Below are 17,045 nucleotides of genomic sequence, written 5' to 3' on the forward strand. Positions count from 1 at the left end.
GCGCGGTGACAGGACGTGCGATAGCGGCAGGAGCCGCTCGCGAGAACGAGCGACTGCTGATGCTTTCCGGCGCGATGGTGCTCTCCGCCGGGATCAATCGTTTTGACGAGCCGAAACGAGTCAACGCAGCGCTCCCCGCGGGCATCAAGACCGTGGTCCTGTTGAGCGGTCGGCTGCAGATCAGCGTCGGCGGCGGCAGCGAGCGCGAGGTCTGCGGTCCGACTGTCCTCGTCATTCGCAGCTCAGCCGACGCCGCCCGGGATCAGGTCTTCGCCGCGAATGTGCCGATCCGCTATTTGATCGTGCAAATGGACGAGAACGTCCTTGGCCGAGAGATGACAACGGCGCTCGACCGCTCGCTCGACGCGCTCGGCGGCAAGAGTGATGCTGCGGCGAGGCTGGCATCCTGCCCGGCCGGGCACGCGCTCCGCGCGCTGGTCTCGCAGATCACGAATTGCCCGATGCGCGGCCCGGAACGCGAATTGTATCTGTGCGGCAAGGCCATGGAGCTTGTGGCGCTCGCGATCGCGTCCTGCATCACCAGGATCGACGGCGGCGAGCTCAAGCTGCCGGCGCGCGACATCGAACGTATCCGCCAGGCGCGCGATATCCTGGTCGCGGCGATGAGCCAGCCGCCCAGCCTCGACGCCTTGGCGCAACAGGTCGGCCTTAATGTGCGGAAGCTGAGCTCCGGCTTTCGCCAGGTGTACGGCGCAAGCGTGTTCGGATTCCTGCAGGAGTACCGGCTGGAGCAGGCGTATAAACTGATATCGACGGGTGAGATGAGCGTGTCGGAAGCGGCCTCCCGCGTCGGTTATGGTCCGGCCCATTTTGCCACCATCTTCCGCAAGCGCTTCGGAGTCTCGCCGAGCAGCCTGCGCTGATCGCGGGCGAACGCGCGGCTTGTGAGTTTGTAGGTCTCCTAACCTTGAACGAAAGCGAGAGTCCGGCGAACGAAAGTCGGCCCCTAGGTCGGGCGATGGCGCCGTGTCAGTACCAAGTTCCGCGCGGCATGGGGTTCCGCGCGAAAGATTGCTTGGTGCGGGCTTGGGGATGATGAAGACGTTTCGCGGTAGATGGTTACTTTGTGTGTCAGCGCTGGTCGTAGCAAGCGAATTACCCGATATGATGAATGTCGCCAACGCGCAGGCGATCGGCAGCTCAAGTCTTCCGCCTGTCGTGGTCGAGCGTCCCGCGCCGCGGCCGGCACGCCGTGCGGCCCAAGTCACGCCGCGCGCGGCGCCGCGCTCCGTGACTGCGTCACGGCCGCAGCCCGCGCCGACGTCTGATGCCGCGAGGGAGACCGCGCGCGGACCGGTACGCGGTGTGGTGGCGCATCGCACCGGCACGGGATCCAAGACCGACTCGTCGCTGCTGGAGATCCCGCAATCGGTCACCGTGGTGACGCAGCACCAAATCGAGACACAAGGCGCCCGTACGGTTGCCGAGGCGTTGCGCTACGAACCCGGCGTGGTGTCCGAGAGCCGGGTCGGCGACCGCTTCGACAACGTGTTCATCCGCGGCTTCGGCGGTTTCGGAGGCAACGCGAACTATCTGCATTTCTGGGATGGCCTGCGGCTTCCGCGCGGCGTGTCCTATGCGATGCCGTCGATCGATCCCTATCTGCTCGAGCGGGTGGAGATCCTGCGCGGTCCGGCCTCGGTGCTCTATGGCCAGAACAATCTCGGCGGCATGGTGAACCTGATCAGCAAGAGCCCGACGCCCGCGTCGCAGGGTGAAGTGATGACGCGGTTCGGCGACCACAACCGGATCGAGGGCGGTTTCGATATCAGTGGGCCGCTGACCCAGGACGGGCGATTGCTGTATCGCCTGATCGGTCTCGCGCGCAAAGCCGATACCGATGTCAACTATACGACGACGGAGCGCGAGCTGATCGCGCCGATGATCACCTGGCGGCCGACGCTCGACACGACCTTCACGATACGCGCGCTCCACGATCGGGATCCCTCGAGCTATCAGCCGAACTGGCTTCCCGCGCTCGGCACACTGCAGCGCAATCCGAACGGGCAGATTCCCCGCGATTTCTTTTCGGGTCATCCAAACTACAACGGCTACGACCGCACGCAGGATTCGATCGGCTACGAGTTCGAGCACCACTTTGACGAGACCTGGACCGTCCGGCAGAACTTCCGCTACATGAGCCTATCGAGCGACTTCAAGGCGTTGTCCGTGACGGGCTTCGCCGCTGGCTCGACGTGCGGCGCCGGTGCGATCACCAATCTCTGCCTCGTCCGACAGAGCACTCATTATATCGAGGACCTGAAGGCTGCCGCGATCGACAATCAGGCCGAAGCGAAGTTCGCGACCGGCTGGCTGCAGCACACCGTGCTGATGGGCGTGGACTACCAGGCCTCGTCCGCCAGCGCGACGTTCGGCAACGGCACGTCGCCGAATATCAACTACCTCAATCCGAACTATGGCATGATCGCCGCGCCGGCGCTGACGTCGCAGACGCAGCAGGATCGCGAGCAAACCGGCCTCTATCTTCAGGACCAGATGCGGCTCGGAAAGCTCGCGATGGTGCTGGGTGTCCGCAACGACTGGGCCAACGCGACTTCCGATACGAAGACGATCGCCACTGGCGCCTACACGAACCGCAGTCACCCTTCCGATTCGGCAACGACCTGGCGCGCCGGGGCGACCTATCTCTTCGACAACGGCCTGGCCCCCTATGCCAGCTATTCGACGTCGTTCGAGCCCACCATCGGCACCGACTATACCGGCGCGGCTTTCGTGCCGACCACCGGCGAGCAATATGAGGTCGGGGTCAAGTACCAGCCGATCGGCTTCAACGGCCTCTTCATGGTGTCGCTGTTCGACACTACGCAGAACAACGTGCTGACGCTCGACACGACGCATCTATACACTGCCTATCCGGCCTGCACCCAGTCAGGTCCCAATTGCCAGATCCAGCAGGGCCAGGTGCGCTCGAAGGGTGTTGAATTCAGCGCGAAGCTCACGCCGCTGCCCGGTCTCGACGTGATCGCGGCCTATTCGCACACCGACATCGAGATCACCAAGAGCACGCAGGTGGTCAGCGGCATTCCCGTCGAGGGCAAGGTTCCGGTCGGCGCTCCCGCCAACACTGCTTCGCTGTGGGTGGACTATACGATCCAGGGCGGAGCGTTGGCCGGCTTCGGCTTCGGCGGCGGCATCCGCTATGTCGGCGAATCCTTCGGTGACAACATCAATTCGATGGCCATGATCGTTCCCGCCTATACCTTGGCGGACGCGATGGTGCATTACGACCTCTACGGCCTGTCCCCGCAACTGAAGGGTTGGAAGCTGGCGGTGAACATGACCAACGTGTTCGACAAGACCTATGTTTCGGCCTGCGCCTCCGCGACGCAATGCTTCTACGGGAACGGCCGCTCGACAATGGGAACGATCAGATATCAGTGGTAGATGCCGCCGTCGTGGTAACGGGTGACGAACGGAAGGCGCGTGCGCCGCAATTGTCGGAGGCTTTCGGCATCAACATGTTGATGCCGGGCGTTTCCGTACGCGACATGCGCTCTTGCGCCGGGCGCGACTACAGGATATTCGTCTGGCAGCCGGACTCTGTGCAATCAAGTGAGCCGCTTCCGGTCGTCTACCTGCTTGACGGTAACGGCCTGTTTCCGATCGCGGCGGCCGCGCTTGCGCTGCAGTCGCGACGAACCGAGCGGACCGGCGTCAGCCCGGCCATCATTGTCGGCATCGGATATCCGACGATGCACTGGATCGATGCCAAGCGACGCACATTCGACTACACGCCGCCGGTTCGTCGGGACCGGTTGGCGCCGCTGCCGGGAAATCGCGCGTGGGACGAAACCGGCGGAGCCGACGCGTTTCTCGACTTCATCGCCAACGACCTCGTTCCCGCCCTATCGGCGGAACTGGCGATCGATCGGGACCGCACGGCGTTGTTTGGTCATTCGTTCGGCGGTCTGCTCGCCCTCTATGCGCTGCTCACGAGGCCGCAGATGGTGCGGAGCTATATCTCCGCGAGCCCGTCAATCTGGTTCGCGCCGGATGAGCTGAAGAACAGGTTGAAGAGCTTCGTCGCGCCGGCACGCCCGCGCCGTCGCCTGCTGATCACCGTCGGCAGCCTGGAGCAGGGCGAGCTGTCATCGAACGATGCTGATGCCGATGATTATGGGTCCTGGATCCGTCGCAACCGGATGGTCGACAATGCCCGAGAATTTGCGGCCGCGCTCACGGCCGCTGCCGGGGCATCACTGGACGTCTCCTTCAGGGAATTCGAAGATGAGAATCATGCCTCGGTGGTCCCGGCGGCAGTCAGCGCCGCGCTTCGCTTTGCGCTGGCGCCGCGCTGAAGCCATCTGCGACATGATCGCGATGGCGGCCGTTGCGATCGCGGCGGTGCTCGCGTGGACTTGTGAGCCGGTCGCCGCCGCTGCGGCGGATGCGCCGGTCGTCGTGACCGATATCACCGGCCGGACGGTGACGCTGCCGCGACCGGCGACGCGGGTGCTGCTTGCCGAAGGCCGCCAGATCATTGCCTTGTCTTTGCTTGATCCGAAGCCTGTCGGGCTGATCGCCGCATGGCTCGGCGACTTTCGCCGCAATGACAGCGAGAGCTATGCGCTCTACCGCCAGAAATTCCCTGAAGTCGACGACATCCCCATTCTGGGAGTAGGGAGCGACGGCACGTTTCCGGTCGAACGCGCCATCGAGATCAAGCCTGACGTTGCAGTTCTCGGCGTCAGCTTCGCGCCGGGAGGCCGGGCCAACGACGTGGCACGCCAGCTCGAGGCCGCCGGGATATCAGTAGTGTTCACCGATTTCTTCGTTGCGCCGCTCGAGCATACTGTTGCCAGCGTCCGCATCCTCGGCCGCGTTGTCGGCCGCGACCAGCAGGCCGAGGCCTTCGCGGAGTTCTACGAGCAGCACATGAAGCGCATTGCGGACCGTCTGGCGCAGGTCGGCTCGCCGCGCCCCCGGGTGCTGGTTGAAACCCACGCCAATGTCACCGATTGTTGCCATGCGCCGGGGGCTGGCAATCTCGGCCGCTTTGTTGCCTTTGCGGGCGGCGACAGCATTTCGGCGGCGATCTCACCTGGACCGACGGCGCAGCTCAGCCTCGAATATGTCATCGCGGCAGACCCCGAGATTTACATCGGAACCGGCGGCGCTCACCTGAAGGCATCCGGCGGTCTCGTCATCGGGCCTGGCTTCGATGTGACGACGATCCGCGAGCGGCTCGCGGCGGTTGTGGCGCGTCCCGGCTTCAGCACTCTCAAGGCAGTGCGCGATGGCCGCGTGCACGGCCTGTTCCACAACATCATCTCGACGCCACTCAACCTGCTGGCGGCTGAAGCACTGGCGCAATGGATTCATCCAGAGGCGATGCGGAACATCGATCCCGCAGCGACGATGGCGGAGCTGAATGCACGGTTTCTGGCGGTGCCGCTCCAAGGTGTCTATTGGATCGATCTGAAATGAGTGCCGTGTCGCCTCCACGAGACCAAATCGAATCGACGGCGTCCGACGAGGAAGGGCGGGAGGCCGCACTGGCGCGAATGGCTGCCGCATACCGGGCGCTGATGCGGCGCAGGTTTGCGTGGCTGCTCGTAATGTTCGTGATCGCCACCGCGGCGTTCGTTGCCGATCTCGGTATCGGTCCGTCTCGGCTCGGGCTCGGAGATATCGTCAGCGGGATGCTGCAGCCCGGTGCGCTGTCGGCGGCGGAAGCTGCGATCCTCTGGGAAGTGCGCCTGCCGCAGGCGCTGCTGGCGGTGCTGGTCGGCATCGCGCTCGCCACTGCAGGGGCCGAGATGCAGACGATTCTCGGCAATCCGCTGGCGAGCCCGTTCACGCTCGGCGTATCATCGTCGGCGTCGTTCGGCGCGGCCTTGGCCATCGTGCTCGGCATCGGCATTCCCGGCGTGCCGCAGACCTGGCTGATCTCCGCGAACGCTTTCGTGTTCTCGTTGTTGGTCGTGCTGGTGCTGCAAGCGGTGGTGCGCTGGCGCGGCTCCGGCACCGACATCCTGGTGCTCTGCGGCATTGCGCTGTTCTTCACCTTCAACGCGCTGGTCGCATTGACGCAGTTCCTGGCCAGCCAGCAGGCGCTGCAACAGCTCGTGTTCTGGACCATGGGAAGCCTCTCGCGGGCGAGCTGGGACAAGGTGCAGGTGCTGCTCGTCGCGATCCTTGCGACATTGCCTTTTGCGCAGCGGGCGGCCTGGTCGATGATGGCGTTGCGGCTCGGCGAAGATCGTGCGCGCAGCCTTGGCATCAATGTCTCCCGGTTGCGCCTGGCAGCGCTGCTGCGCGTCAGCGTGATGACCGCCACGGCCATCGCATTCGTCGGAACCATCGGCTTCGTCGGGCTCGCCGGGCCGCACATCGCCCGGCTCACGCTCGGCGAGGATCATCGCCTGCTGCTGCCGGCGAGTGCGTTGACCGGCGTCATCATCATGTCGCTCGCCTCGGTCGCGAGCAAGACCGTCATGCCCGGCGTCCTGATCCCGATCGGCGTCGTCACCGCGATGGTCGGCCTCCCGGTGTTCTTCTCGCTGATCTTCAGCCGGCGGCGCGCGATCTGATGTCGCGTACGCTCGACATTCAGGGTCTCCATGCCGGCTATCATGGCCGCGAGGTGCTGGTGGGCATTTCCTTGCCGCCGATCGAAGCCGGCAGGATCACCGCGCTCGTCGGTCCGAACGGCGCAGGCAAGACGACGCTGTTGCGTGTGCTGGCGGGCCTCGTGCCGGCGAGCGGTGACGTGCGGCTCGATGGCCGGAACCTGTTGGAGGCGACGGCGAATGAACGGGCGCGTCTGATGGCTTTCATGCCGCAGTTCGTGCCGCAGCGGCTATCGCTCACGGTGCTGGAGGCGGTAATCACGTCGCTGCGGGCATCGCCGACACCATCGGCTGCGACGGATGAAGACGCACAGCGGCAGGCGTTGGAAGCGCTGGATCGTCTGCAGATTCTCGATCTCGCCTTGCAACCGTTCGACATCCTTTCCGGCGGACAGCGTCAATTGGCGAGCCTTGCTCAAGCCTTGGTCAGGCAGCCACGGTTGCTGCTGCTCGATGAACCGACCAGCGCGCTCGATCTGCGCCATCAGCGCCAGGTGATCGGCAACGTCCGCGCGGCGGCGCAAGCGGGTGCGATCGTCGTGATCGTGCTGCACGATCTGCAGGCCGCCGCGTCATGGGCTGACGCCGTCATGGTGATGACGCAGGGGCGCCTCTATGCGCACGGCGCGCCGCGATCGGTCATCACGGCGGCGATGCTCAAGGACGTCTATGGCATCGAGGCCATCGTGGAAGAGACGGCGCGTGGCGGCATCCACATTCAGGTTGATTGACGCTCATGCGCTGCCCGCGCCTCAGACGATCTGCGTCGCCATGACAGACAATTTCATGGCTGCGGCGAGCACCTGCATCGCCTGGCTGACATCGGCACGATTGCGCGCCGCGCCAAGGGAGACGCGGATCCCGCGCGGCGGTTTGTCGATGACGGCGAACGCATCTTCACCGACGACGGCAAGCCCGTGCCGCAGCAGGTGCGAAAGCAGGTCCATCCGATTCCAGGATGGCGGTATCTCCAGCCAGAGGTGATGGCTCGTGGGACGCGATGCGAAAGCGATGCCCTTCAGGGTACGGGTTGCCAGTTGCTGTCGCCCCTTGGCCTCGTTGCGCACCGCCTCGATGATCTCGTCGGCGATACCGGTTCGGATCCAGTGGGTGACCAGCGCGACCATCAGCTGTGGCGACATCTGCATCGTCGCCTGCAATCCGCTGCGCAGGGTCTGCGCCCCGGTGGAATCGGGCGCCAGCAGATAGGCGACGCGCAGTCCCGGCGCGATGCATTTCGACATGCTGGCGGCGAAATAGGTCCGCTCGGGGATCAGGTTTGCGATCGGGGAAGCCGACGGCTCCAGCAGACCATAGGCGTCGTCCTCGATCAGGAACGTCCCCGCATTGCGGATGATTTCGGCAATGGCCTTGCGGCGCGCCGGCCCTGCGGTCGCGGTCGTCGGGTTCTGCTGCGTCGGCACCAGATAGACAGCCATCGGCTTGTGCTTGCGGCACGCATCCTTGAGCGCATCGGGTCGCACGCCTTGCTCGTCCATCGGCAGGCCGATCAGGCGAACGCCCAATCGCGCGCCCGCCGTCTTCAGGCCCGGATAGGTGAGTGCCTCGGTCAGAACCACATCACCGGGCGAGGTCAGGGCGAGAAGCGCATTGAACACGATGGCCTGCGATCCCGGAAAGATCACGAGGCGCTCGGCATTCGCATCCGGCACGCGATGGCGCAGCCAGTTTGCTGCCGTCTCAAGCTCGAGATCGCTGCCGCCCGGTCTTGAATAGGTCAGGAATGCGCTGAAGCCGCTTTCTCTGCGAATGGTGTCCAACCCCTGCGCGATCCGAAGATCCAGATTGGCTTCCACCGGCTGCGGCGGAAGGTTCATCGAGAGGTCGATCGTGACTTGGGAGGGACCATGCGAGGGCGAGCGCACCGTCGTCTCCGAGACGAACGTTCCCTGACCGACCCTGGCGTCCAGCAGCCCGCGTCGACGCGCTTCGCCATAGGCGCGGGTGACGGTGGTGAGATCGATGCCGAGTTCGGTCGCGAGCGCGCGGTGCGTCGGCAGCCTTTGTCCGCGAACAAGCCGACCGCCCTCGATGTCGGCGGCCAGCGCATCGACGATGCGCATGAACAGGGGGCCTTGCCATTCGGAAAGTGTAGGGACCCAATCCATACAATAGGCCTATTTGTCTTTGATTGTATCCATACATTCTCGTACTGTATGGATACCCTCAGGTCAAGGAATTCAGCCATGACACAGCCAGTTTCGCTTGCCCAAGCCGCATGGCGCGGCTTCACCATGCGATGCCCCAATTGCGGGAAGGGTCATCTCTTCCGCCGCTTCCTGAAGGTCGTGGATCACTGCGAAGTCTGCGGCGAGGACTACACGCCGCAGCGGGCCGATGACTTCCCTGCCTATCTCGTCATCGTCGTTGTCGGGCATGTGATCGTACCGGCACTGCTCGCCGTCGAGATGGCTTATGCGCCTCCGGCGTGGCTGCAACTCGCGATATGGCTGCCCTTGACGCTGTTCTCATCGCTGGCGCTGCTTCAGCCGACGAAAGGCGCGATCGTCGGCCTGCAGTGGCAAACGGGAATGCATGACTTCGCGAAATCGAAGAACCGGAGGTCGGCCAGTTCCACGAAGTCCACCCAGTCCGCCAACAATACGTCGCTGAAGAGTCACGCACTTACCTGACTTTATCTGACTCTGCTTGGACCGGCTGTCCGAGCAGGGAAGTTCCGTGAGCCACCCTCACACAATGAGCCGCGATCAAGATCGTGATGACGATCGGCGCAGCCATCGTGCTGACAACTTGAAGATTCATTCTCACGCTTGGAAGCGCGGGCTCACGTCGATGCGTGGCGTGACCTGCGGCGGGCGTGTTGCGGCTCGTTGAAAGCAGGTCTCTCCGTCCCACCAGACAGAACCATCTTGCCCCGCACGCGTTGGCTTGTTGCGTCGCACAGGCGCCGCAATTTGCATCAAAAAATCGAGATATAGTTCCTAGGGCGGAACCCAGGAACGCCGCTTGAACGAAGGGGCCTCATTGGATTCTTCCGTCACCGACCGATTGGACACGTGGGCGCAGACCGACTGGTGGCGGCGCACGGTTCGTTGTCCCCGCTGTGCGGCGCCGCTGCGCGAGATCGACGCGCGACCGTTCTGTTCTAATGCAACGTGCGAATACTTCGGAAGCGGATTTCCGATCGTCGAGGACCAGCCCGTCCTGATTGATTTCGCTACCAGCGTCTTCGAGCGCGGAATGTATCGCGGCGGCAATGGCTCGATCTTTCATCGCGACGTGTCGCGCCGCTCGATCAGCTCGCGTCTCCACCAACTCACCTTCGGCGGCAATCAGGTGGCACAATCGAACTGTGCGCGCTTCATCGAACTCCTGAAGCAGGAATCCGAACGGCCGGTCGTGCTCGTCATCGGCGGAGGTGCGGTTGGCGATGGCGCCGACGAACTCTACACGGACGACTCCCTCGAGTTGATCGGAACGGACGTCTACGCCTCGCCCTACACGCTGCTGGTGGCCGACGCGCACCGGCTGCCGTTCGAGGACGGCGTGTTTGACGGCGTCTGGGTTCAGGCCGTGCTCGAGCATGTCCTGGAGCCCAGCGCCGTCGTCAGCGAGATTCACCGCGTGCTGCGGCGCAGGGGCCTCGTTTATGCCGAAACGCCGTTCATGCAACAGGTGCATGAGCGCGGCTATGATTTCTCGCGCTTCACGCGGAGCGGCCACCGCTGGCTGTTCAAGCAGTTCTCGGAAATCCACGCGGGTCGCGTCGGTGGCGCAGGCGTTGCGCTGGTGTGGTCGATCCGCTATTTCGCCCGTGCGCTCGGCGCCGGCGACAAGCTGTCGCGCCTGGTCGCGCTGCCGTTCTTCTGGATCCGCCTGCTCGATCCGTTGACGCGCGGCCGCGCCGGATCGGACGCGGCGAGCGGCTTCTTCTTCCTCGGGCGCCGGGCAGAGCGACCGCTCGATCCGCACGTCATGCCGCGATATTACGACGCGCAGAAATGACGACAGGCCTCGCCGGTCTTCAGGTGAGGCCTTTTTGATCTTCTTGCAAGGCGTCGCAGAGGTCGAGGAAAGCTGCACGATGCCGACGATGGATTTTATCGCCAGTATCTCCTTGCTCGTGAGGAAGCGCAGCGTTGCGCTCGGATAGGCGTCGCAGAATTGCGACAGTGTCGACGCCGTCGCGGGGATGGTGTCCTGCTTGGGAACGACTGCGATGCCGCCGTCCCTTAGGATATAGGCGTCCTTCACATTCGTCATGTTGCTCGCCGCCAGGCAGATCTTGAACAGATCGTTGTAGGATTGGGGCGGCAACTTCAGATCGCCGCCGAGGCTGCCCAACAGGTATTCGCGGCTTCGGCGGCAATTGTCGGCGTCGGCGCGCGCGGCGCCGGTGGCGAGCACAAGCAGGATCGCGGCGGCGGCGAGCCGTTTCATGCCGTCACGACCTCGGCCTGCGGCGCAGGCCGCTCTTTCCGAGACAGTCCATAGGTCGCCGCCGCGCACCGTTCCCAGGATAGTACGCGCGCATGAGCCAGCGCGCCCGCGGCAAGGGTCGCGCGCAATTCGTCATTGTCGGCGAAGGCGGCGATCGCCGCAGAGATGCGATCGATATCGGGCGGAACGAGGATGCCGCTTTGATCCGGCAGCACCGCGTCGGGAACGCCGCCGACAGCCGTCGCAACGCTCGGCACGCCGCCGGCGCCCGCCTCGAGATACACCAATCCAAATCCTTCGACCCGTCCGGAGGAATCCGGAAGTCCCGTCAGGCAAAACAGGTCAGCCGCACCGTAGATGTCGCGGATCTCTTCGTTCGGCAGCGGGCCGAGCAGGCGGACATCGCAATTCGCCGTGTCGATCAGGCGCTGGAGGTCGTTGACATAGTCGGCCTCGCCATTCGGGCCGATCACGAGCCAGGTGATGCGCTGGCGTAGCCGCTCGGGGAGACGCGCCAGTGCCGCGAGCGTCAGATGATGTCCCTTGCGGTGGGTGATCCGCGCGACCGTGACCATCACCAGACGCTCTGGCGCCAGTCCAAGGCCGGCGCGGATGTCCGCGCGATCTCGTCGGTCTCCGAACCAGAAGTCCGAAACGCCGAGACTGATTGCGCTGATCTGGCTTGCGTCGACCGAAAACCGTTCGCAGAACAAATCCCGGGTGTAGCGGCTGTTGGCGACGATCTCGGTCCGCGCTCCGAACACGCCGGCGCTGCGGATCGCCATCCGCTTCAATGGCGTCTGGGTCTCGTTGATCTCGGTGCCGTGCACCGTCATCAGCACGCGCGCCTTCGTCTGCCAGCGCGACAATGCGACGGGAATGAAGAACGGCCAATCGGCCGCATGGATCACGTCGTAGCGACGGTCGCGCACCTTGTTGCGGGCCAGCAGCATTTTCGCCGGCAGGTCCTTCATCGAATGCAGGCCGCCGGGAAAGCGGACTACTTCGAACGGCAGTGTGCGATCGCGGCCTGTGTTGTCCTGTCCGTAGTCCGGCGCCACCAGGGTGATGCGCGCGCCGAGCCGCGCGGCGGCGGCGGCGATCTCTGCCGCATAGGTGCCGATCCCGCCCATGGCGGGAGCAAACTCACTGGTCAGCAGCAGGATGTCCACGTCGACGCCTCAAGAGGCCGTGGCGGCAGCGAAGCCGCGGGCGTCCTGAATTTCCTGATGGTAGCGGTAGACGCGCGCCAGTTGTGTGGCCGGCGTGAAATCCCTGATCGCATCGGCGACCTGCTCGGGCGTGATCTTGCCACCGTCGATGGCGTCGCGGATTTCGATGAAGCGCTGTGCGAGGATCTCCGCCATGTCGTCGCGGCTGCCATCGCGCATCACCAGATAGCCGCTCTGGCCATCATGGATGACGGACTCGAGCTGCGGCAGATGCATCGCGACCACGGGACGGCCGACCGCGAGCGTTTCCAGCACGCAGCGCGGCATGCCCTCGAATTCGGAGGTGAGGATGCCCGCATGCGCCTCCGCCAACGTCTTCGCCATGCCCATGGCATCCTTGAAGCCGTGGCGAATGGTGATGTCCTCGATCGCGGCGAACTCGCTGAAGCGATGCGGATCGCTGGTGCCGATATAGTGAAAGCGGATCGCGCCGTTCAGCCGCTGCCGCAATCGCTCGATGGTGCGGAACATCAGCGGCGGGTCCTTGAATTCGTCGAGCCTGCCGGCGAACACGATCTGGAATGGCGAGATGCGTTCCGGGAACGGCTGCGGCTGGAAGATGTCGGTGTTGACCCAGGTCCACAGCGTATCGATCTTCTCCTTGCTGCGCGGATAGGTCTTCTGCATCCGCTCGGTGATGAACGGATTAACGCAGAGGAATTTCTCGCTCATCGTCACCGCGAACCGTTCGCCGGTATTGTGTACGAACGAATATTTCCGGAGCAGCGAATCCATCTGCAGTTTCGGCGCGCCCTCGCCATGCAGCATCTGCACGAAGGGAAGGCGCAGTATCGCCGGCAGCCAGGAGAACTCGACCCGACGCAGGTCGATCGAGCACCGCCGCGTCCGTACCAGTCGTGCGATCTGGCCGAAATGACGCAGCAGCGCCACGAAGAACTGACCTGTTAGTGAAGAACGAATGGTACGCGCGGCTTCACGCGCCTGGGCGTCGCTGTAGCGCAGGATCGGAAGGAAATCGAAGGTGCGGCCGCGGAAAGTGACCCGGTGCACTTCGCCGAGCGCGAGGTCACCGATCGAATCCACGCCGACGAACAGGATGTCGGTGTTGTCGGGATGGAAGGTGATGAAGTCGCGGATATAGGTCTCGAGCCCGCCGACCTTCTGGCCGCGCGGGTCGAACGGATGGATCAGGCAGATCTGATAGCGAGGCCGAACGCGGCTTGCATTGCGGGCGCGCAGCGCCAGTGTCACGGTCGAGGTCATGCGGTCTTCCGGATTCGTGCGTTGATGATCTGGGGCAGGGTTCGCGCAACGAGCCCCGGAACGGCGGCCATGCAACGCGCATAGCGCGGTCCGAGCCGGCTTGGGTTGTTCAGCATGCGCCAGGCCCATTCGAGTCCGGCCTTCTGGGTAACCGACGGCGCGCGCTTCTGCGTACCGGCGATGAAATCGAGCGCGGCGCCGATACACAGCACGCCGGTGCCATCGAGCTCGTCGAGACAGCGGGCGGCAAATACTTCCTGGCGTGGCGCTCCGAGCGCGACAAAGCAGAGTCTTGCACCGGACTCGCGGATCAGTTCGATCGCATGGTCGGCCTCGACGGAATAAGGATCGAAGTTGGGGCCTGGCGCGTACCATCCCACAACTTGCAGGCCGCGGAACCGTTCCGCCAAACGTTGCGCGGTGGCCTTCAACGTCGCGTCATTCGATCCGAGCAGGAACACGGGAAGGCCTTTCTTCTGCGCTTCCTCGCAGAGCGGTTCCACGAGATCGGCACCAGTGGTCCGCTCGATGTGCGTACCAAGCAAACGCGACAGCACCACGATCGGGAACCCGTCGGCCGTCACAAATTTGGCGCGGCGATAAGCCGCCCGAAAGTCGGGCCGATGTTGCAGTTGAACGACGTGGTCGAGATTCAACGTGCACACGCTGAAGTTCTCGCCTTGTTGCGCAGCCGATACGATTGAGTTCACAGCTTCGGGAAGTGAGCCGATGTTGATGGAGATGCCATCCACATTGAGATTGGATGTCGCGGGCTGCGTCTGTATTTCCGGCATGTCGATCTCCAGGTGACAGAAAGCCGAGGCGCGCGCTGACGTGTCGTCGGCATGCTCAATGCTTGTGCGAGAAGGGAACTCGCATCTCGAAGACTCTTCTTCGACGAGCAGCGTCACGAAATAGAACTATTGCGTCGCAACGATGGCGATGCCGCTGTGCAGAAATGATTCAGCGTAGCGAATGCATTCACTTGATGGAGAGCAGCCATGCAGATGTCGCGACGAAGTGCACTCGCCATTCTCGCAGGAACAAGCGTCGCCGTGCGTGCAGCAGTTTCAAGCGCTGCGCCGACGCAAAGCCAGAGTCTCGGCGCAATCGCTGCACAACATGGGCTCGCCTTTGGAGCTGCCGCTGGCCCCGTCATCGACAAGGATCTTGCCTATCGCGAGCTCTACACGACGCAGACGCGCATCATCACAACCGACGTTGCGATGAAAATGGGCACGATCGCGCCACAACCTGGCCCCAAACGCTTCGAGAGCGCGGATCGTCTGCTGCAATTTTGTGCGAGCAACCGCATTCCTATGCGCGGTCACTGTTTGATCTGGAACGATTGGGTTCCACAGTGGATCAAGAACATGAGCAACGCGGAGCGCCAGGCATTCTTCGATTCCTACATAGAAGAAGTGGTCAGCCGCTATGTCGGCAAGCTGCATTCATGGGATGTCGTCAACGAACCGTTCTGGCCGGGCCATAAAGCGCCCGGCGGCTACAGGCTCGGCCCGTGGTACGACGCATTCGGCGGAACCGGCTACATCCGCCGCGCTTACGAACGCGCAGCCATGGTCGACAAGAAAACCAAATTTGTTCTCAACGAGGCGCAGACCGAGCGCGATGACGAGGTAGGGCTTATCGTGCGCCGCGGCTTGTTGCAGCTTGTCGATGAATTGAAGCAGGCCGGCGTGCCACTCGCGGCCGTCGGCCTGCAGGGGCATCTGCAGCCGCGCTATCCGCATGATCCGGGGCGGTTTGCCGAGTTCCTGCACCAACTCGCATCGCGCGGCGTGGACATCTACATCACCGAGTTCGACGTGCGCGACGACACGTTCCCGGACGATATCGCCACCCGCGACGCGATGATCGCCGAGACCGGCGAGAAATTCCTCACCAACGTGTTGCGGGTACCGGCGGTCAAGATGGTGATCGCCTGGGAGCTGTCGGACAATTACTCCTTTTACACGGATGCGGCCAAGAAGAAGGATCCGCTGGCGCAACGTCTGCCGCGCCCGCTGCCCTATGATTCATCGATGCAGCGGAAGCCGCTATGGTTCGCGATCGCGCGCGCGTTCGAGAATGCAAAGAAGGCGTAACAGAACCGTCATGCGCCGGAATGTTGCGGGCCGGCCCGGCAACATCCTGAGCAATGAAGGCGCGTACAGCAGCGCCAGCATCGTCAGATAGACCGCCGCACCGGCTGCGATATGAGCGGCGAGCATGACGGTGTTTCCCGCTTCCGGGAACTCGCGCAGCAGCGCCGCCATCGCGACGGTCGCCACCGCGATGCGCGCGAGATGCGCAAACGGCAGGGTCAGCCCGAACAGCGAGAAGCCGATGCTGAAACTCGTGGCAGCCGCGGCAGTTGCGGCCAGCACTGTGGCGCCGGCCGCGCCGGCAAGTCCCCAGTAGCGCAGGCACACCACGCTGAGGATCACCGTCATCGTGGCATCGATGGCGGAGATCGCCATCATCCATCGCGTACGATTGTGCAGCAGGAAGACCTGGTCGCCGAAATGGGCACGAAGGTTGCGGATCGCGCCGGCGAGCGTCGCGAGCGGCAGCACGCTTAGCGTTGCCTGCTGAAAAGGCGCGGCGATCAGAAGATGCACGATCTCGAACCGCAGCATGAAGATGCCGGTCAAGCTTGGCGCGAGGATCGCGACCAGAAGTGCGGTGTTGTCGGCAAGCTGCCGCATCGCCGCTTTGCTGCCGCTTTGTTCCATGCTCTTGACCGCGAGCGGAAAGGCGGCGGCCGTCACCAGCATGGCGGCAACCGCGGCGGCGCGTTGTCCGAGCCCGTAACCGACGGCGAACAGGCCGGCGGCGGCCACACCCTGCATCTCGTTGATGATGAAGCGCGAGGCATTGAGGCCGACCCAGCCAAGTCCGCCGCCGATGATGAGGGGAACGCCGTAGTGCAATGCGTGCACGACGATCTCGCGATCGATCGGCCAAAGGCGGCGGCCGTGGGCGATCTTCGGCAGCACGACCAGCGCGGCCGCGAGTTGCGCGATGGCGTAGCCGGCCAGCGGCCATTCGGCGGATTGGCCGAACAGTTTGATCATCACAAGGCCCACGGCGAAGCCGACCGCGGGCCCGACCACCTGCTGGATCGTGTAGACCCAGATCTGCTGATGGGCGCGGGCGCGCTCGCCGATATAGAGGTTGAGCGAACGTGTGACCACGTAAGCAATGGCCGCAAGCAGCATGCCGAAGTGCGCGTCGGGGGAAATGACGAGGCGCAGCACGACAACGACGACGAGGCTCTGCAGCAGGACCGACGTCAACAGCACGACATTTTCGGTGCGGTAGAAGCGCGGTGCGTCGCCATCCCGGTAGCGGCCCGAGAAGCGCAGTGCGTATTGCGACCACCAGGCAAGGAAGGCGATCTGCAGGAATTCGTGCGTGGCCGTGACCAGTGTGATGATGCCCAGCGTGTGATCGTTGACCACATGGGTCCACACGATCATCGCGATGAGCTGGAACAGCGGCCCGACGAACTGCGCAGGAAGATAGAGCAGGGTGTGGCGCAGCAGCATCG

14 protein-coding genes are annotated in these 17,045 nt (G+C 63.8%); 9 read left to right on the forward strand and 5 right to left on the reverse strand.

Features of this window, described 5'->3' with window-relative positions; translation table 11 throughout:
* Positions 1-5 precede the first annotated feature (5 nt).
* From ACVJGD_RS37565 to ACVJGD_RS37590, 6 genes are all read left to right on the forward strand, one after another.
* Positions 6-884: a helix-turn-helix transcriptional regulator gene (locus tag ACVJGD_RS37565; RefSeq protein WP_456638924.1), complete on the forward strand. Its 879-nt coding sequence runs from the start codon at positions 6-8 to the stop codon at positions 882-884.
* Positions 885-1,125: 241 nt separating this feature from the next.
* A complete protein-coding gene (locus tag ACVJGD_RS37570; protein ID WP_456638925.1) occupies positions 1,126-3,426 on the forward strand; it encodes a TonB-dependent siderophore receptor in 2,301 nt (766 codons plus the stop codon).
* Positions 3,420-4,340, forward strand: a complete 921-nt coding sequence (locus ACVJGD_RS37575; RefSeq protein WP_456638926.1) for an alpha/beta hydrolase — start codon at positions 3,420-3,422, stop codon at positions 4,338-4,340. The genes ACVJGD_RS37570 and ACVJGD_RS37575 overlap by 7 nt, the downstream gene beginning before the upstream one ends.
* On the forward strand, positions 4,279-5,469 hold the full coding sequence (locus ACVJGD_RS37580; protein WP_456638927.1) for an ABC transporter substrate-binding protein: 1,191 nt from the start codon (positions 4,279-4,281) through the stop codon (positions 5,467-5,469). The genes ACVJGD_RS37575 and ACVJGD_RS37580 overlap by 62 nt, the downstream gene beginning before the upstream one ends.
* 77 nt (positions 5,470-5,546) lie before the next feature.
* Positions 5,547-6,575 (forward strand): FecCD family ABC transporter permease, encoded by a 1,029-nt coding sequence (locus ACVJGD_RS37585; RefSeq protein WP_456638928.1) that lies wholly within the window; start codon positions 5,547-5,549, stop codon positions 6,573-6,575.
* Complete coding sequence (locus ACVJGD_RS37590) at positions 6,575-7,345, forward strand: ABC transporter ATP-binding protein (protein ID WP_456638929.1); 771 nt, start codon at positions 6,575-6,577, stop codon at positions 7,343-7,345. The genes ACVJGD_RS37585 and ACVJGD_RS37590 overlap by 1 nt, the downstream gene beginning before the upstream one ends.
* Before the next feature lie 21 nt (positions 7,346-7,366).
* Here the strand turns inward: ACVJGD_RS37590 and ACVJGD_RS37595 are convergent, their stop codons facing one another.
* Positions 7,367-8,698 (reverse strand): aminotransferase-like domain-containing protein, encoded by a 1,332-nt coding sequence (locus ACVJGD_RS37595; RefSeq protein WP_456638930.1) that lies wholly within the window; start codon positions 8,696-8,698, stop codon positions 7,367-7,369.
* 93 nt (positions 8,699-8,791) lie between these two features.
* Here ACVJGD_RS37595 and ACVJGD_RS37600 point away from each other — a divergent pair, with 93 nt between their 5' ends.
* Both ACVJGD_RS37600 and ACVJGD_RS37605 read left to right on the forward strand, forming a co-directional pair.
* A complete protein-coding gene (locus tag ACVJGD_RS37600) occupies positions 8,792-9,268 on the forward strand; it encodes a DUF983 domain-containing protein (RefSeq protein ID WP_456638931.1) in 477 nt (158 codons plus the stop codon).
* Positions 9,269-9,602: 334 nt separating this feature from the next.
* Positions 9,603-10,601, forward strand: a complete 999-nt coding sequence (locus ACVJGD_RS37605) for a class I SAM-dependent methyltransferase (protein ID WP_456638932.1) — start codon at positions 9,603-9,605, stop codon at positions 10,599-10,601.
* Between the two features lie 431 nt (positions 10,602-11,032).
* Here ACVJGD_RS37605 and ACVJGD_RS37610 read toward each other — a convergent pair whose 3' ends face one another.
* Genes ACVJGD_RS37610 through ACVJGD_RS37620 form a run of 3 tightly spaced genes read right to left on the reverse strand, consistent with a single transcriptional unit; the run spans position 11,033 to position 14,403 of the window.
* A complete protein-coding gene (locus tag ACVJGD_RS37610; protein WP_456638933.1) occupies positions 11,033-12,208 on the reverse strand; it encodes a glycosyltransferase family 4 protein in 1,176 nt (391 codons plus the stop codon).
* Between the two features lie 9 nt (positions 12,209-12,217).
* The gene (locus ACVJGD_RS37615; protein ID WP_456638934.1) at positions 12,218-13,492 is read right to left on the reverse strand and encodes a glycosyltransferase; all 1,275 of its coding nucleotides are present in this window, start codon (positions 13,490-13,492) and stop codon (positions 12,218-12,220) included.
* Positions 13,489-14,403, reverse strand: a complete 915-nt coding sequence (locus ACVJGD_RS37620) for a WecB/TagA/CpsF family glycosyltransferase (RefSeq protein WP_456638935.1) — start codon at positions 14,401-14,403, stop codon at positions 13,489-13,491. Before ACVJGD_RS37620 ends, ACVJGD_RS37615 begins: the two co-directional genes overlap by 4 nt.
* A gap of 90 nt (positions 14,404-14,493) precedes the next feature.
* Between ACVJGD_RS37620 and ACVJGD_RS37625 the strand changes: the two genes are divergently transcribed.
* Positions 14,494-15,597, forward strand: coding sequence for an endo-1,4-beta-xylanase (locus tag ACVJGD_RS37625; RefSeq protein ID WP_456638936.1), 1,104 nt, complete (start codon positions 14,494-14,496; stop codon positions 15,595-15,597).
* On the opposite strand, the gene ACVJGD_RS37630 is transcribed toward ACVJGD_RS37625, so the two are convergent.
* Complete coding sequence (locus ACVJGD_RS37630; RefSeq protein WP_456638937.1) at positions 15,550-17,043, reverse strand: lipopolysaccharide biosynthesis protein; 1,494 nt, start codon at positions 17,041-17,043, stop codon at positions 15,550-15,552. The genes ACVJGD_RS37625 and ACVJGD_RS37630 overlap by 48 nt on opposite strands.
* Positions 17,044-17,045: the final 2 nt, after the last annotated feature.

The sequence above is a fragment of the Bradyrhizobium sp. USDA 10063 genome (assembly GCF_054063735.1).